Origin of the sequence: Mesorhizobium sp. M0019 (assembly GCF_040323975.1) — a bacterium.
Taxonomy (GTDB): Bacteria; Pseudomonadota; Alphaproteobacteria; order Rhizobiales; family Rhizobiaceae; genus Mesorhizobium.
On sequence record NZ_JAMYVK010000011.1, the window covers coordinates 95,011 to 109,700 of the forward strand.

Below are 14,690 nucleotides of genomic sequence, written 5' to 3' on the forward strand. Positions count from 1 at the left end.
TCGATATCTCCGGGATTCAACGGGCTGTCGACCCTACTGCCAGCGTAATAGCTGCCGCTCGCAATTTGAGAGTGCCCATCGTCTATCTGAAGATGGGGTATTATTCCGACCTCTCGGACCTTGGGACATCGGACGCCCCCAACCTATCCGACATCTCCAGAGCTTTGGGGTCGGTGAGAGCATGACAGCCCCGGACGGTAGCGAGGGCCGGATTCTGATCCGCGACACCTGGGGAACAGATATCGTTAACGACCTCAAGCCAGAGGCAGGGGATGTCGTCCTCTACAAAACGCGGTTCAGCGGTTTCTACGAGACCGAACTCGATTCTGTTCTGAAGACCGCAGGCATCAAACACCTCATCGTGACAGGATGCACGACCAGCGTGTGTGTGGAGTCGACAATTCGGGATGCCTTCTTCAGGGACTATCACTGCATACTGCTAACGGATTGCACTAGCGAGCCCATCTCCTGGGAACGCCTCAAGGAGCAATCATGACGCCTCGATCACGCTCGTGCAGATACTCTTTGGATGGACATCGACGTCCGACCATTTCCTGAAGGCGATCGAGGAGCGAGTTCAGGGGGGGGTCTTGAACTAGCCGAATGAACTGGCGAGGCCGCGTATCACCCGAATTCAGATCACGGCCTTGAGATTGGGTGCGGTGACGTAGGCCCATGGCAGGAGATCGTCGATTCGGCTGTTAATAGCCGTTGACGATCCTAGTGAGGACGTCGGCGAGATAGCCGAGCGGCTCGATGCCGTTAAGTTTGCATGTTTATGCCGACCGTCGAACTATGCCGAGTGCCTCTTTCACCATGGCGGTCAGAGCGTGCTTCTCCCGCCGTTTTTTGGCCGCAGGCCAGTCGTTGACACTCGGCATAGTTCTCATGCTCAAAGGGCGTTCAGGAATTCCAGAAGCCGGTCGTTTGGTCGAAATCGCTCGGCTTTGGCGCGTTCGTACGGCTTCAGCTTGGCGAGTGCGGATTCCTTCAGCTCAAGATGTGCGTGAAGATAGATCAGCGTCGTTTCCATCGTCTCATGGCCCAGCCACAGGGCAATGACCGAGCAATCGACACCGGCCTGCAGCAATTCCACGGCGGCGGTGTGCCGCTTATGTCTTGGTCGACATAGACGGCACACCTGCGCCATGCACACGCTGCAGGCGACCCGGGATGTCCGCAAAGTCTCGCTCTGGCTCGGTCACGCCAGCCTCCAAAGCACTGAAATCTACCTGCGGGCCGAGCCGACCGCTTGCCGCGATGGCGTCCCGTCGCTCAAGTCGGGTCGCTTCCGCACTCCCGCCAGGCTGCTGGCAGTGCTGAAGTCCGTCAGCCGATCGGCAGATTATGTCGAGTGATCGCTGCTCAAATACCGCAGGCGGCAAGCAATTGCCGCTGCGGACTCCGCATAATCAGACGCTCCACGTAATTCCGGAAGTCGACTGGCCTCGTCGCCACCATGACCTTGACCGCACCAGTCGGTCCGATCACGACGTCACCGGGCGCGGCCTTGTCGCTGATCGTGGTTCTGAACGGCCTGCCGCGGATGGCGCCGTTCAGCCCGGTCTCCCGCATCAATCGTTCAATGGTGCAGCGGGCCACATCGAAGCCTTCGCGCTTCAATTGCCGCCACACCTTGCGCACGCCATAGACGGCGAAGTTCTCTGCAAACACTCTTGTGATCTCCGGCTTCAGAGCTAAATCCCGTTTCGCCCGCAATGACAGGCGGGAAGGATCGTGGTGTTGTGCCGCACGCGCGTGATAGGTGGACGGGGCAATCGGCAGAACCCTGCAGATTGGCTCGATCCCGTAGTCGCCACGATGATCATCAATGAAGGCGATCATTTTTTGAACGGGCGGTCGAGCTCCCCCTTGGCAAAATAAGCGGCTGCTTTCCGCAGGATCTCATTGGCCTGCCGAAGCTCCCGGTTCTCCCGCTCCAGAGCCTTCATCCGCGCCGTCATCTCGGTGGGGAACCCCTGCACGTTGGCCGCTGTCCACCTCCATCCGCTTCAGCCAGCCATCCAGTGCGGCTGGCGTGAGATAACGAGCCGCCACGTTTCACTCAGAACCCCGGCCCCGGCCGGGGTTTTTCATTTGCCCGGGTGATGCTAGGCTTGATAGTCTCTCTTCCGCATTTGCTTCGGGGGATGCCATGCGCACGATCGTTTTGCTGGGCAGTGCCGTGCTTTTCTCGCTCGCCCACATCCCGGCCCGCGCCGAGGAACCTTCGGTCGAACGCGGCCTCTACGTCTCGATTACCGGCGGCTGCCACGACTGTCACACCATGGGTTATCGGGAAAGCGGCGGGAAGATCGACCCGGAGAAGGCGCTCAAGGGCAGCAACATCGGTTTCCAGGATCCATGGGGGACGAGCTATCCGGCCAACCTGCGGCTCATGGTGGCAGACGACGGCGAAGATGAGTTCGTGCGCATTGCCCGCTTTTTCGACGCAGCGCCGCCAATGCCCTAGTACAATCTCCGCAAGATGGACGAAACCGACGTGCGCTCGCTCTACCGCTATATCCGGTCGCTTGGCCCCGCCGGAGCGGCAGCACCGCAGCTGGTTGCGCCCGGCGAAAAGGTGATGACGCCCTTCATCGTGCTGGAGCCGCCGCAGATGCCGCCGCCCTGCAGTCGCGATCTCGATTGCGGCATAGGTGAAATCTGCGGCACAGCGGAACCGCGGATGTGCGTTAAGCGGTAGGCCTCAGAACAGCCGTCTGGCTCCGGTCGGGGTTTTTATTTGTCGCCATGGTGATATGTTGCCCGCATGGCGAAGTTTCGCAGGTTCTGGAGGCCAGGGGAAGGGGGGAGAGGCAAAGATAGCCCCGGCCATAATTAGTCCCATCATGACCAAAATTGCTGCGGCAATGGACGTCCAATTTGCCCACACGGCGCCGGCTTTTAGTGTTTGACCGTGCCTTCAACTCTGCTGTCATACACGGATATCGCCACTCTCACGCTGCTGACGACGCCATGCTTGGAGCAATGGGCACCTTCCGGTTGCGTTCGAACGCTTCGGCGCCCCATGTTTTGAGGCACAGCGCTGCCATGGAGCTGCTGCAGGCGGGCGTCGATTGTTCGGTCCCGCTCGACGGTGTTGCTGTCAATCTCGATGCGACCGTCGTCGAGGAAGCGCGAGAGGCCTTCCCAGCGCGTGAGAGTGTAGCGGATCGTCAAGGCGAGCTTTGTCTTGTGGCTGATCAGGCCGAGCTTCTCGCGCAGCCAAGGTTCGAGATCGGGACAATAGCGCGGCTCCTTTCCTGGCGACGCACGGCGTTCGTCTGCCGACCTCGTCACTCCAAACCTGGTCGAAAGCGCGTTGGCGAAGCTCTGGATCGGACGGGTATAAACCGGCCTGTTGAAAGGGATTTTTGGAACCCCCATGCTTCAGAAAGGCCGTCACTGGTGATCAAAATTAGCGCCCGTCGGGATGAACGAGTGAACGGTATGTAAAAGGAGGACATTTGCAATGATTGTCCGCCCCAACCGGCTACGAAAATTGTCCCCAACTGGCGGTTGGTAGACGCCAAGCAGCCGGGCACGTATCGTTTGTTACGATCGGTCGCACCGGGCACAGCCCACCCCAGCGCCCACGCCCCCGTGCTCGGCGCATCGATCGACCCGTCGTGCTGTAGAGTGCGGCGGGTTTTTCAATGCCGATCGCGCAGCTCTTCACTGCCTTGGTGAGGGTCAGACGGTCGTTGCCGTTCTTTTTGATCAGCTTGCTGACCTGGCTCGGCAACACGCCATTTTCCCGCGCGAAATGTCCCACCTCATAAAGCGCATCGACCGACAGGCGGCCTCGGTCGAACAAGTGAACAAGTCTCGATTGCTTTTGTTCTCGTCCATTTCCGTTCCTACTCACTCGACATCCGACGCAGCTGGGAAATGAGGATCCGTCCGCCAATCGAGGAATGGCGGGCGGATCCTATCAGCGCAGGAAGGGACTTTTCTGCGCAGATACAAATTCGGGGCTGTTGGAGCGTCATTTCTGGCTAGCGAGCATCAGCTAGCAACCATTCCTATCACCAAGAAGGTGATGGAGACGGCGAAAACCGGTGCAAGCAGCCAGCGAGCTTGGTGGACACTGTTCTCCATAGGCTCCTCCGTTGAGCGACGCCGAGTACGAACAGACACAGTTCCGGGTGGCTGCATGTGCGGGGCTATTGCGCGCTGCAGCGCAGACTCTGGTCCTACGCACGGCTAGACCGAAGGCTCAGTGAGGAACGTCTGCACAAGCTTCATGTTTGGGGGAGCTTTGGCGCAAAGTTTCGCGTCCAGTGCAAGAGAGCTCACAAGGAGATAGCTATGAGAATGCGTCTTTCCACCGCAGCCGCGGGATTTCTGCTGCTGGCTGGTGTCGGTGCTGCCGCCGCTCAGGACGTGGTGATCGACCCGGAACAGGAGACGGTGATTAAGGAATATGTGAAAAAGCAGCCACTCGCTTCGGTGAAAATTCCTGGAGTGGAGCTCAATATCGGCTCAACCCTGCCCGACACAGTCGAGCTTCATGAGGTCCCGAACGTCAAATACCGCTACGTCGTCGTCGACGACCGGACCGTTGTCGTTGATCCAGGCACACGCAAGATCGTCAAAGTCATCCAGTGACCTGAACGATTTGGGGAGGAGAAGCCCGCCGTTACCAAGTTAGGCGGCGCGGGGACGAAGCGTGTTTGATAGGCTGTCGGGCGGCAATCGATCTATAGATCCGCCAGCACCAGGCCTTGGGCAACGCTTGATCAACCCGCCGTGCTGATGGGCACGGCGGGTTTTTCTAGATCAAGGAGGGTTAGAATACGTTGTTAATTTATAATAGCTTTGCCGCGGGCGGCGATCAAACCATGGACAAAAGGGTCGAGGGAGACTCGGAGGAACTGCGCGGGGCGAATTTGAGCTCAGAGCCGAACGGTATGGCGTGAACGCCTTCCTTCTCGTTGTCGAACTTTTAAACCTGCTGGAAAAGCGCGGAACCATCAGCAGCGACGACGTCGCGAAAATGGCCGATGCCGCAGCACTGGCTGTTGCCGCATCCAGTCAACCTGACATGAGCAGCATTAATCTCTTGCAGGCCATCGCTGCCGCGCGCCAGTCCAAATAACGGCTGTCGAGAGCGTTTTTCAGCTATTCCAAGTCCATGTCCAAACGGGGTTGCGAGGAGGTCCTATCGATTGCGCACTAAGCGTCCTTGCTGGCCGCGCCCCCGATGATCTCGTCGGCGCTGCGAGCATCGAGCACGGGCAGGGCGGCCCAGCGCCGGCGGCTGGCAGCTAGGTCTTCCAGCATTGCCGGCTTGCGAGCGTCGGATCCGAATCGACGTAGGCGCTCCTCCAGCGCGCGCTGCGAAGCGGAGCTAAACCCAACGCACGGGTTCGTTCCCGATAACGTCGCGCTTTGGCGCGGTTGCGGCAGTCTCCATTGAGAACCAGCGACGGTCCTGCAGCCGGCTTTCGTCGACAAATAGCCACCGCAGCCGCGATCATCTTGCAATTTGTGGATCTTATGCGCGGCTGCACGTGATCAGGTCGTCGGCAGACAGTGCGATCGGGCACAAGAGATCGAGCGGCTCTGGGCCGGACGTTCCATGTGCCAGGTGTCGGACCCCTTTCCCATTCGAGGCGCAAGTGGGATAGTTGTGCAGATCTGCGATTTAGTTGATCTCCTTCACGACCACCAGAATGAGAACAGTCACGATTGTTCCAGGTGGCGCAATGGCAACGACCCGAATCTGATCTCTCCGCCCAAGTGAAATACTTTCCAAAGAAGTCTCGCACCGAATTCTGCAAGTCTTTCTATCTCACAGTACGTCCTGCCGCTTTTGACAGCTCCTTCCGCTTGCATATCTCGACACTCGGTCTTTCTTCGTTGTTCGGGTGATTCAGATCGGAGAAACGACAAGTGCCGGCAACCAAGATTTTGTGGGGACAGGTCCTCACCACCCTTGGGTTCGTCCTCGTGACAACATGGGCAGCGACACAATGGACGGCATGGCGGCTCGGCTTTCAGAGCCAACTCGGTCCGTCCTGGTTCGAACTGGCGGGACGGCCCATTTATCCCCCGCCGGCATTTTTCTGGTGGTGGTTTTTCTATGACGCCTACGCGCCGAAGGTCTTTGTTGAGGGCGCGGCGATTGCGGCAAGCGGCAGCCTGATGGCGATCGCCACCGCGATCGGGATGTCGGTATGGCGCGCGCGCGAGGCAAAGGACTCCGCGACCTATGGCTCGGCACGCTGGGCGACGCGAGCCGAAATCAGAGCCGCAGGCATAGTCGGTCCTGATGGCGTGGTGCTCGGCAAGCTCGACCACGACTATCTACGCCATGACGGTCCCGAACACGTGCTGTGTTTTGCGCCGACCCGAAGCGGCAAGGGTGTTGGCTTGGTCGTGCCGTCGCTGCTGACTTGGCCGGGTTCGGCAATTGTCCACGACATCAAAGGCGAAAACTGGGAACTGACGGCCGGATGGCGCGCACATTTCGGCCGGGTGCTTCTGTTCGATCCGACCAATGCCGCATCCGCGGCCTATAACCCTCTGCTGGAGGTGCGACGAGGCGAGCCGGAAGTTCGAGATGTGCAGAACGTGGCGGATGTCCTGGTCGACCCGGAAGGCACATTGGAACGCCGCAACCACTGGGAGAAGACCAGCCATGCGCTGCTGGTCGGCGCCATACTGCATGTGCTCTATGCGGAGAAAGACAAGACCCTTGCCGGCGTGGCGAACTTCCTCTCCGATCCACAGAGGCCAATCAAGACGACGTTGCGCGCCATGATGCTGACCCGGCATTTGGGCGAAGCCGGCCCGCACCCGGTCGTGGCGTCGGCTGCCCGAGAACTGCTCAACAAATCCGAAAACGAGCGCTCCGGCGTGCTCTCGACGGCCATGAGTTTTCTGGGCCTCTACCGCGATCCGGTTATGGCCAAGGTGACCTCATGTTGCCACTGGCGGATCGCCGACCTTGTCGAGGAGAGACGGCCGACGAGCCTCTATTTGGTCGTGCCGCCATCGGATATCAGCCGCACGAAGCCGCTAATCCGCCTCGTGCTTAACCAGATCGGCCGCCGACTGACGGAAGATCTCCATGCGAAGGATCATCGACAGCGTTTGTTGATGATGCTCGACGAGTTCCCGGCGCTCGGCCGGCTCGATTTCTTCGAAAGCGCGCTGGCCTTCATGGCCGGCTATGGCATCAAGTCGTTCCTGATCGCACAATCACTCAATCAGATCGAGAAGGCCTACGGACCGAACAATTCCATCCTCGACAATTGTCACGTACGGGTAAGCTTCGCCACCAATGACGAGCGGACAGCCAAGCGCGTCTCAGACTCTTTGGGGACCGCGACCGAGTTGCGCGCCATGAAAAACTATGCCGGCCACAGATTGTCGCCCTGGCTCGGGCATCTGATGGTGTCGCGGCAGGAAACGGCGCGCGCTCTGATGACGCCGGGCGAGATCATGCAGCTGCCGCCCACCGACGCAATCGTCATGATCTCGGGCCAGTTCCCAATCCGAGCGAAGAAGGCACGCTACTTCGCCGATCAGCGGCTTGCCGAGCGTGTCCTGCCGCCACCGAAAGCCGGAGAGAGCATGCAAAACGCTCGCTCTGACGACTGGACCGGAACGACAGTCTTTGCTGAGCCGGAAGGCAATCCTCAAAAATCGTGGCGCGCCAAGGATCAGCAGGACGACGATCCGGCCAATGGCGGCATCCGCCGCCAGCCCGAGCTTCCCGAACATGAGGACATCGCACCGGAGCGAACAACACAGCGCGACGATGAGTTCGATCTTGACCGGGACGAGCCCGACGATGACGCCATGCGCCGTCGTGGTGTCGATCAGGCTATGAGGCGCGCAGCACGTCAGGCCGCTCTTGACCCCAGTGATGGCATTGAGCTTTGAGCCCATGAAGAACGCGAAGAAAAAACGTCTGTCTGCCTATCTTGATCCTGACGTGATGAACGGACTGGCCGATTACGCTGGGCGGCGCGAGGTCTCGCTGTCACTGGTCGCCGAGGCTGCGCTCGCATCGTTTCTGTCGCCGGATGCCGAAGAGCGGAAGCAAGCGGCGATAACTCGGCGTCTCGACCAGATCGATCGACGCGTACAGCGTGTCGAGCGTGACGTCGGAATTGCTATTGAGACGCTAGCATTGTTCGTCCGGTTTTGGCTCAACTCGACCCCAGCCTTGCCGGAATCCGCTCAGGCCGAAGCCCGCGCGAAGGGTTTGCAGCGTTATGACAATTTCGTCGATGCGCTCGGTCGCCGGCTGAGCAAAGGACCAAGGCTCAGGCAGGAAATAGCCGACGATGTTCCGCCAGTACCGCCAGTGAACGGATGAATCAGCCGGCAAGATAGGTTGGCAGAGGCGAGAATTCCTGATGCGACGCTATGCCCGATCATCGCGCGACGCCAGATTGAACCATCTCTCGGGACCATGATCTTTCCAACGGGTTTGGCAATCTGCTCGCGCACCATTTCTAAAATCGTGCCCACAGAATTCGAGTGGTGAGGGGAGCGGACGTCGTGTGTCTGCTTTGCTCCCCTCTAGACAACAATAGTCTGATCAGATCAAAAAACGCCCATCGAATCGATTGCGCAAACGTTTCGATGACACTATGGTTATTATACCCGCCAGGACAGAGCGGGCTTAAAGCGCAACATCAGGGAGGAGCGCTTGCGTGCAGCACTCCGTTTGAGCCGCAATGGCAACGATGGTTGAGGTAGCCCGTCGTGCCGGCGTGTCGGTCTCAACGGTGTCCCATGTGATCAACCGCACGCGCTTTGTCTCGCCTGCGAAGTCGAAAGCCATTAACGAAGCGATTGCTTTGCTTGGATATCAGCCCAATGCGCTGGCGCGTTCTCTCAAGGTCGCTTCAACCAACAGCGTCGGCTTGGCGATTTCGGCGATCTCGAACCCGTATTTCACTGACATCATCTGTGCCGTGGAAGCGGAATGCGCGCGTCTTGGCCTCATGGTTTTCCTCTCCGACACGCAGGACGATCCTGATCGGGAGCTTGCGGTCGTTCGCGCCTTCCATCAACGACGTGTTGACGGCGTTATTCTGGCGCCCTCGGGTGCCCCAGAGCGAGCCACCAACTACCTTGCCGAGAAAATGGTTCCCTGCGTTCTGATCGACCGGTTTGCCGACGAACGATTTGACCAGATCGGCGTGGAGAACCAATCTGCGATGCGGGCTCTTATCGATCACGTCGCATCCTTCGGCCACCAGCGGATTGGGTTCATTGCGGGGCAGCCGGGCCTTGCTACGACTCGCGAACGTATCAATGCGTTCAAGTCAGCTTTGATGGCTAACGGACTTGCCTACGTGTCGGAATATCTGCCGCCAGGCAACGTCGACACGGCGAGCGCTACGGCATCGACCCGCGCGATGTTGTCATTGGCTTCGCCGCCTACGGCGTTGGTCACCGGCAACAATATGGCGACGATCGGAGCGGTCCGAGCGGTTCGCGAAAAAGGTCTCGCAATACCTCGGGATCTTTCACTTGTCGGCTTTGACGACTTCGAATGGGCCGATTGTTTTGAGCCGCGACTGACCCTTATTGCGCAGCCTTGCACCGAAATCGGGCGGCAGGCCGCATCGTTGCTTAGCGCCCGAATTGCATCAACGGATACAGAGCCCCGCTCGGTGCGGCTTCAGGCGACGCTGCATGCCCGCCAATCCTGCGGGAGGCCGGCATGAGCGCGCCGCTTCTATCGGTGACAGGGGCCGTGAAACGCTTCGGCGGCGTCCAGGCACTACGCGGTGTCGATTTCGATCTCAAGCCAGGCGAGATCCACGCCCTGCTGGGCGAGAACGGCGCCGGCAAATCGACATTGATGAATCTGCTGTCGGGAGTTTACGCACCCGACGAAGGTACAATCCAGATTGACGGCAAGCCGGTGCGGTTCAACAACCCGCGCGAGGCGCAGACGGCCGGAATTGCGACCATTTTTCAGGAGCTTGATCTCGTTCCAACGCTCGATGTGGCGTCAAACCTCTTCCTTGGCCGCGAATTGATGCGCTCGGGCGGACTGCTCGATGTGGCGCGGATGCGCCGCGAAGCTCGCAAGCGTCTGGAAGCTATCGAACTGGCTATCGATCCCGCCAGGCTAGTCGGCGACCTCTCGATCGGGCAACGCCAGGTCGTTGCGATCGTCAAAGCGTTGTCCTATGCGACGCGGGTCCTGATCATGGACGAGCCGACGGCGGCCCTAACGGTGGGCGAGGTCGAGAGGCTGTTCGACATCATGCGCAAGCTCGCCGCCAGTGGCGTCGGCATCGTCTATATCTCCCACCGTCTGGAGGAAGTGCCGCAGATCGCGGACCGGGTGACGGTGATGCGGGACGGACGTGTAGCCGGCATCACCGATCCGCACACACCGCAGGCCGAACTGGTGCGGCTGCTCGTCGGGCGCCCACTGGACGAACTCTATCCCCAGCGCACCACGGCCGTCGGCCGGGCTCTGCTCAGCCTGCGCGATGCCAGCTTCCGGCTAGCGCGCGACAGCGCCGGCTGGCAGGCCCCGACAGGGCTTTCACTCGAGGTGCATGAAGGCGAGATCGTCGGGCTGGCCGGCATCATGGGGGCAGGGCGCACCGAGCTCCTGAGCGCGCTTTACGGCACCGGCCTTTCCGGCCACTGGGAGGGCGGGGTCGCCATTTCCGGCCGTCCGGTCAAGCTTGATTCCATCAGAGCCGCGCGCATTGCCGGCATCGCCTTCGTCACCGACGACCGCCGTGGCAGTGGCCTAATGCTGAGGATGGCGGTTGGCCTCAACCTGGTCATGTCGGTGATCCGGCGAATATCGCCGGGCGGACTGATGTCGCCGCGCCGCCAGGCCCAGGCGGTGAAACAATCGTTCGGCCAGTTCGACATTCGGCCGAAGAATCCCGACGTCGCGGTCGGCGCGCTGTCCGGCGGCAACCAGCAGAAGGTGGTGCTGGCCAAGGAGATACTTGGCAATCCCCGGCTCTTGCTGCTCGACGAGCCGACGCGCGGCGTCGATGTCGGCGCCAAGGGCGAGATCTATCAGCGGCTGCGGCAGTTGGCTGCACAAGGCCTGGGCATCCTGGTTGCCTCCAGCGAAATGCCGGAGCTGATTGGCCTGTGCGACCGCATCGTGGTGCTGCGCCAGGGGCGCAATGTAGCGGAATTCACCGGTGGCGTTGACGAGCACACCGTGATGGCAGCGGCAAATGGCAGGGATGCGTGATGTCCGAGCAGAAGATTTCGGTTGCGAGCGGTCCGGTGCTGGCCGCACCGGCCGCAAAGCATCGCGATCCACTCGCGCTGATCGTGCGCTTCCAGAGCCTGATCGGCCTGGTGCTGGTGGCGATCGGCGGCGTCATCTTCTCGCCGAGGCGCCATGGCGAGATACTGTTCCTTGCGCCCGACAACATGGCCAACATCGTGCGCGCGGTGTCGGAGACCGGCATTATCGCCATCGGCATGACCTTCGTCATTATCACCGCCGGCATCGACCTTTCGGTGGGCGCAGTGCTTGGTCTCTCCAGCGTCGTCACCGCGACGATGATGATCTCCGGCGGCTTCGGGCTTATCCCGACCATCCTCGCCGTGCTGGTAATGGGCACCGTCTTCGGCATGATCCAGGGCACCATTTCCAGCCGCTTTCGGCTCGAGCCGTTCATCGTCACGCTCGCCGGGCTGCAGGCGGCGCGAGGTCTCGCGCTGGTCGTTTCCGGCAATCAGTACATTAATATTTCCTATGGCGACGGGCCCGGCCTGGCGCCACCTGTCTTCGCGGTGCTGGGCGAGCGCCTGTTCAACAACACGGTACCGGTGGCGACCATTGTCTTCATCGCCTTCGCCACTATTGCTACCCTGGTACTGAATACCACGCGCTTCGGCCGCTATGTCTTTGCCGTCGGCGGCAACGAGCGAGCGGCGCGTATTTCGGGCGTGCCGGTCTCGATGGTCAAGATCTCGGTCTACGCCATTACCGGATTTGCCGCCGCCCTTGCCGGCATCGTGCATGCCGGTCAGTTCAACTTCGGCAGCGCCAATGACGGTATGGGCTATGAGCTCACGGCCATCGCGGCCGTGGTCATCGGCGGCACCAGCCTGTTCGGCGGCGCCGGCTCGATGGTCGGCACCGTTGCTGGCACGATCATGCTCGGCGCGCTCGCCAACATCCTTCAGCTCAACAACATTACCCCCGCCATGCAGCTGCTCGCGACCGCCGCGATCATCGTTCTGGCGGCAGTGCTTCAATCCCTCGTTCGCCGCCGCGAGGGTTTGGGACGATAGGAGGCCGGCGGCAGCATTTGGAAGACCGTGAAACCAAGGTCTGGCCCTAGGCCCGACGAGGAGGAGAGCAAGCATGACAACGATGGAAAAAGGATCGAGGCGCGCCCTGCAGGTCGCCTTTCTAGCAGGCTCTTGCCTGTGCATGGCGGGTGCTGCCCAAGCGGCCGACCCGATGGTCAAGACCTGCGCCAAGGACGGCCAGTTCATCATCGGCTTTTCGCAGGCGAACAATGCCGAGCCCTACCGCCAGCATGTCAATGACGAGCTGACCGCGGCGGTCAAGGAAGTGCCGCAGTTCACGCTTCAGATCGCCGACGGCGCCGGCAACGTCAACACGCAGACCTCGCAGGTCGACAACTTCATAACCCAGAAAGTTGATCTGCTCTTGATCTCGCCCTTCGAGGCAGCGCCCATGACACCGGCGGTGAAGCGCGCGATGGATGCCGGCGTTCCCGTCATCGAGCTAGACCGCAAAACGGTAGGCGACCCCGGCAAGGACTACACCGCCTTCATCGGCGGCGACAATTACAAGATCGCGCTCGAAGCGGGCAAATACACCGCAAAGACCCTGCTCCCGGAAGGCGGCGAGGCGGCGGTGCTTGAAGGCCTGCCGAGTTCAACGCCGGCGGTGGAGCGACTCAACGGCTTCAAGGACGGTGTGAAGGAGAATGCCAAAATCCAAGTGGTGGCCGAGCAGGCCGCCGACTGGGTGCCCGACAAAGCCCAAACCGCCTTTTCCGCCATGCTGCAAGCGCACCCGGACATCAAGGTGCTCTATGCCTCGAACGACATGATGGCGGCTGGTGCGCTGCTCGCAGCGAAGGGTGCGGGCAAGCAGGTCAAGATCATCGGCACCGATGGCCTGCCGGGTCCGGCCGGCGGCATCGAGGCCGTGGCCAAGGGCGACTGGGCGGCAACCTTCACCTACCCGACCGGCGCCAAAGAAGCGATCGAGATGTCGAAGAAGATCCTGCTTGAGTGTGCTTCGTCGGTGGAGCCGACGGTGACGGTGGACACGACCGCGATCACGCCGGAAAATGCCAAGCAGATGATGGGAAACTGAGGGCAGGGCCGACAGCAGAGTTGATACGGCAAGGCCCCCAGAGTGGGCCTTGTTGTTTTTGGGAGCGAGCCGGCGTGGTCGTCGTCGGTCAAAACTCCGGCTAGAAAATCCCGGCGGTCGAAGGACGGCACGCAGTTGAGCGCGTAGACGGCTTCAGCCCGTCTCGCGGCGATTTCAGCTGGATCTTGCAAGCAGCCTTGTCACGGGCTCGTTTCCATTTGGTTGGCGCCAGACACTCGCGGAAAGCGCGAAAAGCGCCTCTATTCCGGAATAAAGCAGTCTCGCCGATGACCGCCACCGTCACCGCCGCCGCCGTCTCGAAAAACTTCGGCGCTTATCAGGATACCTCTGTTCCGCAATCCGGTCGTCATCACCAAAACGGCCGCACGCGCACCGTGCTGCTGGCCTACGAGGTTTTTGTCTGGCTGTTGAAGCGCGACAGGCGGGTCGAGCTGATAGCGGAGCTCAGCGAGGACGATATCGCTGCGGTCGAAGCCTCCGCATGGAGCCGAGTCCCGACTATCTCAACCACGAGCTCTCTGGGCCAAAACCAAAGTCGGACACGTCTTCTGTTATTCCTATTTCTGGCATTGGCACACCGGGAGGGCGCGAAGAAGGCGACAAAGACCAGCCCTGGCTGGTGCTGGCGCTGGTCGGCCCCCACGAAGCACGTGGACAATACTAGTCTAGCCCTTCGCCGGCGCCAGGCGTTGCTTGCTACGTCGCAGCTGCCTACCGCAGGTCCAGCTGCAGCAGGCCGCTATAGTCCTCCGTCGTCAGGAAGAAGCCCTCGTCGATCGCCTTGGCCTTGAAAGCAGGATCGTCGCCCAAGTCTCGGAATTCCGGCTTCAATGTGCCCGACGCGTTAAAATAACGATCGCGAAAGGCCGCCCGCTCAAGCTCGGCATAGTCTCCGCTCTTGCCTGCGACCGTGCAGGATTTCAGTTGAGTTTGGTCGGCGGCCTCCGCCGGAAACGACGTCCTCGCGAAGTCCATCGGCCCGATGTCGGGCGCGATGCCCCTGGGATGCGAGGTGACGCATCGGACGGTCGTATCCGCGCCGGCGACAGACAGGTCAAAATAGGGCGGGTTCAATCCCTTCGCCGCGAGGTAGGCGAAGCCGCGGATGCGGTTAACCGCCTTCAACGCTTCCAGGTCTGTTGTTTCGAGCATGTCATTGCCGATTTTCACCCCGCCGGCGGCGCCGAGCGTGGCCATCTGTTGCTGCAGCCAGGCCGGATCGCGGTCGATCCATGTCAGGAAATCGAGCGGCACGGCCTGCGGTTCCTTGAGCTGCTTGCTCATGGATTGCGCCGCCGCCGCTGCCGCAAACATGAGCACGGAACCGGCGAGGATC

General features: G+C 60.7%; 14 protein-coding genes, 6 pseudogenes and 1 other annotated feature. Of the genes and pseudogenes, 13 read left to right on the top strand and 7 right to left on the bottom strand.

The window, feature by feature from the left end:
* Positions 1–181 precede the first annotated feature (181 nt).
* Positions 182–496, top strand: a complete 315-nt coding sequence (locus NKK47_RS11045) for a cysteine hydrolase family protein (RefSeq protein WP_352576664.1) — start codon at positions 182–184, stop codon at positions 494–496.
* Between the two features lie 138 nt (positions 497–634).
* Here NKK47_RS11045 and NKK47_RS11050 read toward each other — a convergent pair.
* A pseudogene (locus NKK47_RS11050) lies at positions 635–776 on the bottom strand (transposase domain-containing protein); the annotation flags it as partial.
* 116 nt (positions 777–892) lie between these two features.
* Positions 893–1,111, bottom strand: a pseudogene (locus NKK47_RS11055) (tyrosine-type recombinase/integrase); the annotation flags it as partial.
* A gap of 37 nt (positions 1,112–1,148) precedes the next feature.
* Between NKK47_RS11055 and NKK47_RS11060 the strand changes: the two are divergent.
* Positions 1,149–1,358: a hypothetical protein gene (locus NKK47_RS11060; protein WP_352576666.1), complete on the top strand. Its 210-nt coding sequence runs from the start codon at positions 1,149–1,151 to the stop codon at positions 1,356–1,358.
* A 142-nt stretch (positions 1,359–1,500) separates the two neighbouring features.
* Here NKK47_RS11060 and NKK47_RS11065 read toward each other — a convergent pair.
* Positions 1,501–2,007 (bottom strand): annotated as a pseudogene (locus tag NKK47_RS11065) (IS3 family transposase); the annotation flags it as partial.
* Positions 1,771–1,887: a sequence feature (AL1L pseudoknot), on the bottom strand. (Overlaps the previous pseudogene by 117 nt.)
* Before the next feature lie 148 nt (positions 2,008–2,155).
* Between NKK47_RS11065 and NKK47_RS11070 the strand changes: the two are divergent.
* A complete protein-coding gene (locus NKK47_RS11070; protein WP_352576668.1) occupies positions 2,156–2,473 on the top strand; it encodes a hypothetical protein in 318 nt (105 codons plus the stop codon).
* Between the two features lie 15 nt (positions 2,474–2,488).
* Positions 2,489–2,707 carry a hypothetical protein gene (locus NKK47_RS11075; protein WP_352576670.1) on the top strand — a complete coding sequence of 73 codons (219 nt, stop codon included), beginning with the start codon at positions 2,489–2,491 and terminating at the stop codon, positions 2,705–2,707.
* A gap of 383 nt (positions 2,708–3,090) precedes the next feature.
* Here NKK47_RS11075 and NKK47_RS11080 read toward each other — a convergent pair.
* Positions 3,091–3,297, bottom strand: a pseudogene (locus tag NKK47_RS11080) (IS66 family transposase); the annotation flags it as partial.
* Between the two features lie 199 nt (positions 3,298–3,496).
* Positions 3,497–3,820: a hypothetical protein gene (locus NKK47_RS11085; RefSeq protein WP_352576672.1), complete on the bottom strand. Its 324-nt coding sequence runs from the start codon at positions 3,818–3,820 to the stop codon at positions 3,497–3,499.
* A gap of 494 nt (positions 3,821–4,314) precedes the next feature.
* Between NKK47_RS11085 and NKK47_RS11090 the strand changes: the two genes are divergently transcribed.
* Both NKK47_RS11090 and NKK47_RS11095 read left to right on the top strand, forming a co-directional pair.
* A complete protein-coding gene (locus NKK47_RS11090) occupies positions 4,315–4,614 on the top strand; it encodes a DUF1236 domain-containing protein (RefSeq protein WP_352576674.1) in 300 nt (99 codons plus the stop codon).
* 307 nt (positions 4,615–4,921) lie between these two features.
* Positions 4,922–5,104 (top strand): hypothetical protein, encoded by a 183-nt coding sequence (locus NKK47_RS11095; protein ID WP_352576676.1) that lies wholly within the window; start codon positions 4,922–4,924, stop codon positions 5,102–5,104.
* Between the two features lie 77 nt (positions 5,105–5,181).
* Here the strand turns inward: NKK47_RS11095 and NKK47_RS11100 are convergent.
* Positions 5,182–5,352, bottom strand: a pseudogene (locus NKK47_RS11100) (type II toxin-antitoxin system VapB family antitoxin); the annotation flags it as partial.
* A 549-nt stretch (positions 5,353–5,901) separates the two neighbouring features.
* Between NKK47_RS11100 and NKK47_RS11105 the strand changes: the two are divergent.
* The 7 genes and pseudogenes from NKK47_RS11105 to NKK47_RS11135 form a co-directional block, all read left to right on the top strand.
* Positions 5,902–7,899 carry a conjugal transfer protein TraG gene (locus tag NKK47_RS11105; RefSeq protein WP_352576678.1) on the top strand — a complete coding sequence of 666 codons (1,998 nt, stop codon included), beginning with the start codon at positions 5,902–5,904 and terminating at the stop codon, positions 7,897–7,899.
* Between the two features lie 4 nt (positions 7,900–7,903).
* Positions 7,904–8,338: a hypothetical protein gene (locus NKK47_RS11110; RefSeq protein ID WP_023679188.1), complete on the top strand. Its 435-nt coding sequence runs from the start codon at positions 7,904–7,906 to the stop codon at positions 8,336–8,338.
* Positions 8,339–8,702: 364 nt separating this feature from the next.
* On the top strand, positions 8,703–9,701 hold the full coding sequence (locus NKK47_RS11115; protein ID WP_023679187.1) for a LacI family DNA-binding transcriptional regulator: 999 nt from the start codon (positions 8,703–8,705) through the stop codon (positions 9,699–9,701).
* A complete protein-coding gene (locus NKK47_RS11120; protein ID WP_352576680.1) occupies positions 9,698–11,215 on the top strand; it encodes a sugar ABC transporter ATP-binding protein in 1,518 nt (505 codons plus the stop codon). Before NKK47_RS11115 ends, NKK47_RS11120 begins: the two co-directional genes overlap by 4 nt.
* A complete protein-coding gene (locus tag NKK47_RS11125; RefSeq protein WP_031212475.1) occupies positions 11,215–12,270 on the top strand; it encodes an ABC transporter permease in 1,056 nt (351 codons plus the stop codon). Before NKK47_RS11120 ends, NKK47_RS11125 begins: the two co-directional genes overlap by 1 nt.
* Positions 12,271–12,343: 73 nt before the next feature.
* On the top strand, positions 12,344–13,333 hold the full coding sequence (locus NKK47_RS11130; protein ID WP_023679184.1) for a substrate-binding domain-containing protein: 990 nt from the start codon (positions 12,344–12,346) through the stop codon (positions 13,331–13,333).
* 287 nt (positions 13,334–13,620) lie between these two features.
* Positions 13,621–13,895, top strand: a pseudogene (locus NKK47_RS11135) (type II toxin-antitoxin system Phd/YefM family antitoxin); the annotation flags it as partial.
* A gap of 170 nt (positions 13,896–14,065) precedes the next feature.
* On the opposite strand, the gene NKK47_RS11140 reads toward NKK47_RS11135, so the two are convergent.
* Entirely contained in the window at positions 14,066–14,608 is a 543-nt protein-coding gene (locus tag NKK47_RS11140) for a hypothetical protein (protein WP_352576683.1), read from the bottom strand.
* Between the last annotated feature and the right edge of the window lie 82 nt (positions 14,609–14,690).

Coding starts and splice junctions, on each gene's coding strand:
- NKK47_RS11045 (WP_352576664.1), top strand. CDS start 182: ATGACAGCCCCGGACGGTAGCGAGGGCCGGATTCTGATCCGCGACACC.
- NKK47_RS11060 (WP_352576666.1), top strand. CDS start 1,149: ATGCACACGCTGCAGGCGACCCGGGATGTCCGCAAAGTCTCGCTCTGG.
- NKK47_RS11070 (WP_352576668.1), top strand. CDS start 2,156: ATGCGCACGATCGTTTTGCTGGGCAGTGCCGTGCTTTTCTCGCTCGCC.
- NKK47_RS11075 (WP_352576670.1), top strand. CDS start 2,489: ATGGACGAAACCGACGTGCGCTCGCTCTACCGCTATATCCGGTCGCTT.
- NKK47_RS11090 (WP_352576674.1), top strand. CDS start 4,315: ATGAGAATGCGTCTTTCCACCGCAGCCGCGGGATTTCTGCTGCTGGCT.
- NKK47_RS11110 (WP_023679188.1), top strand. CDS start 7,904: ATGAAGAACGCGAAGAAAAAACGTCTGTCTGCCTATCTTGATCCTGAC.
- NKK47_RS11115 (WP_023679187.1), top strand. CDS start 8,703: ATGGCAACGATGGTTGAGGTAGCCCGTCGTGCCGGCGTGTCGGTCTCA.
- NKK47_RS11120 (WP_352576680.1), top strand. CDS start 9,698: ATGAGCGCGCCGCTTCTATCGGTGACAGGGGCCGTGAAACGCTTCGGC.
- NKK47_RS11125 (WP_031212475.1), top strand. CDS start 11,215: ATGTCCGAGCAGAAGATTTCGGTTGCGAGCGGTCCGGTGCTGGCCGCA.
- NKK47_RS11130 (WP_023679184.1), top strand. CDS start 12,344: ATGACAACGATGGAAAAAGGATCGAGGCGCGCCCTGCAGGTCGCCTTT.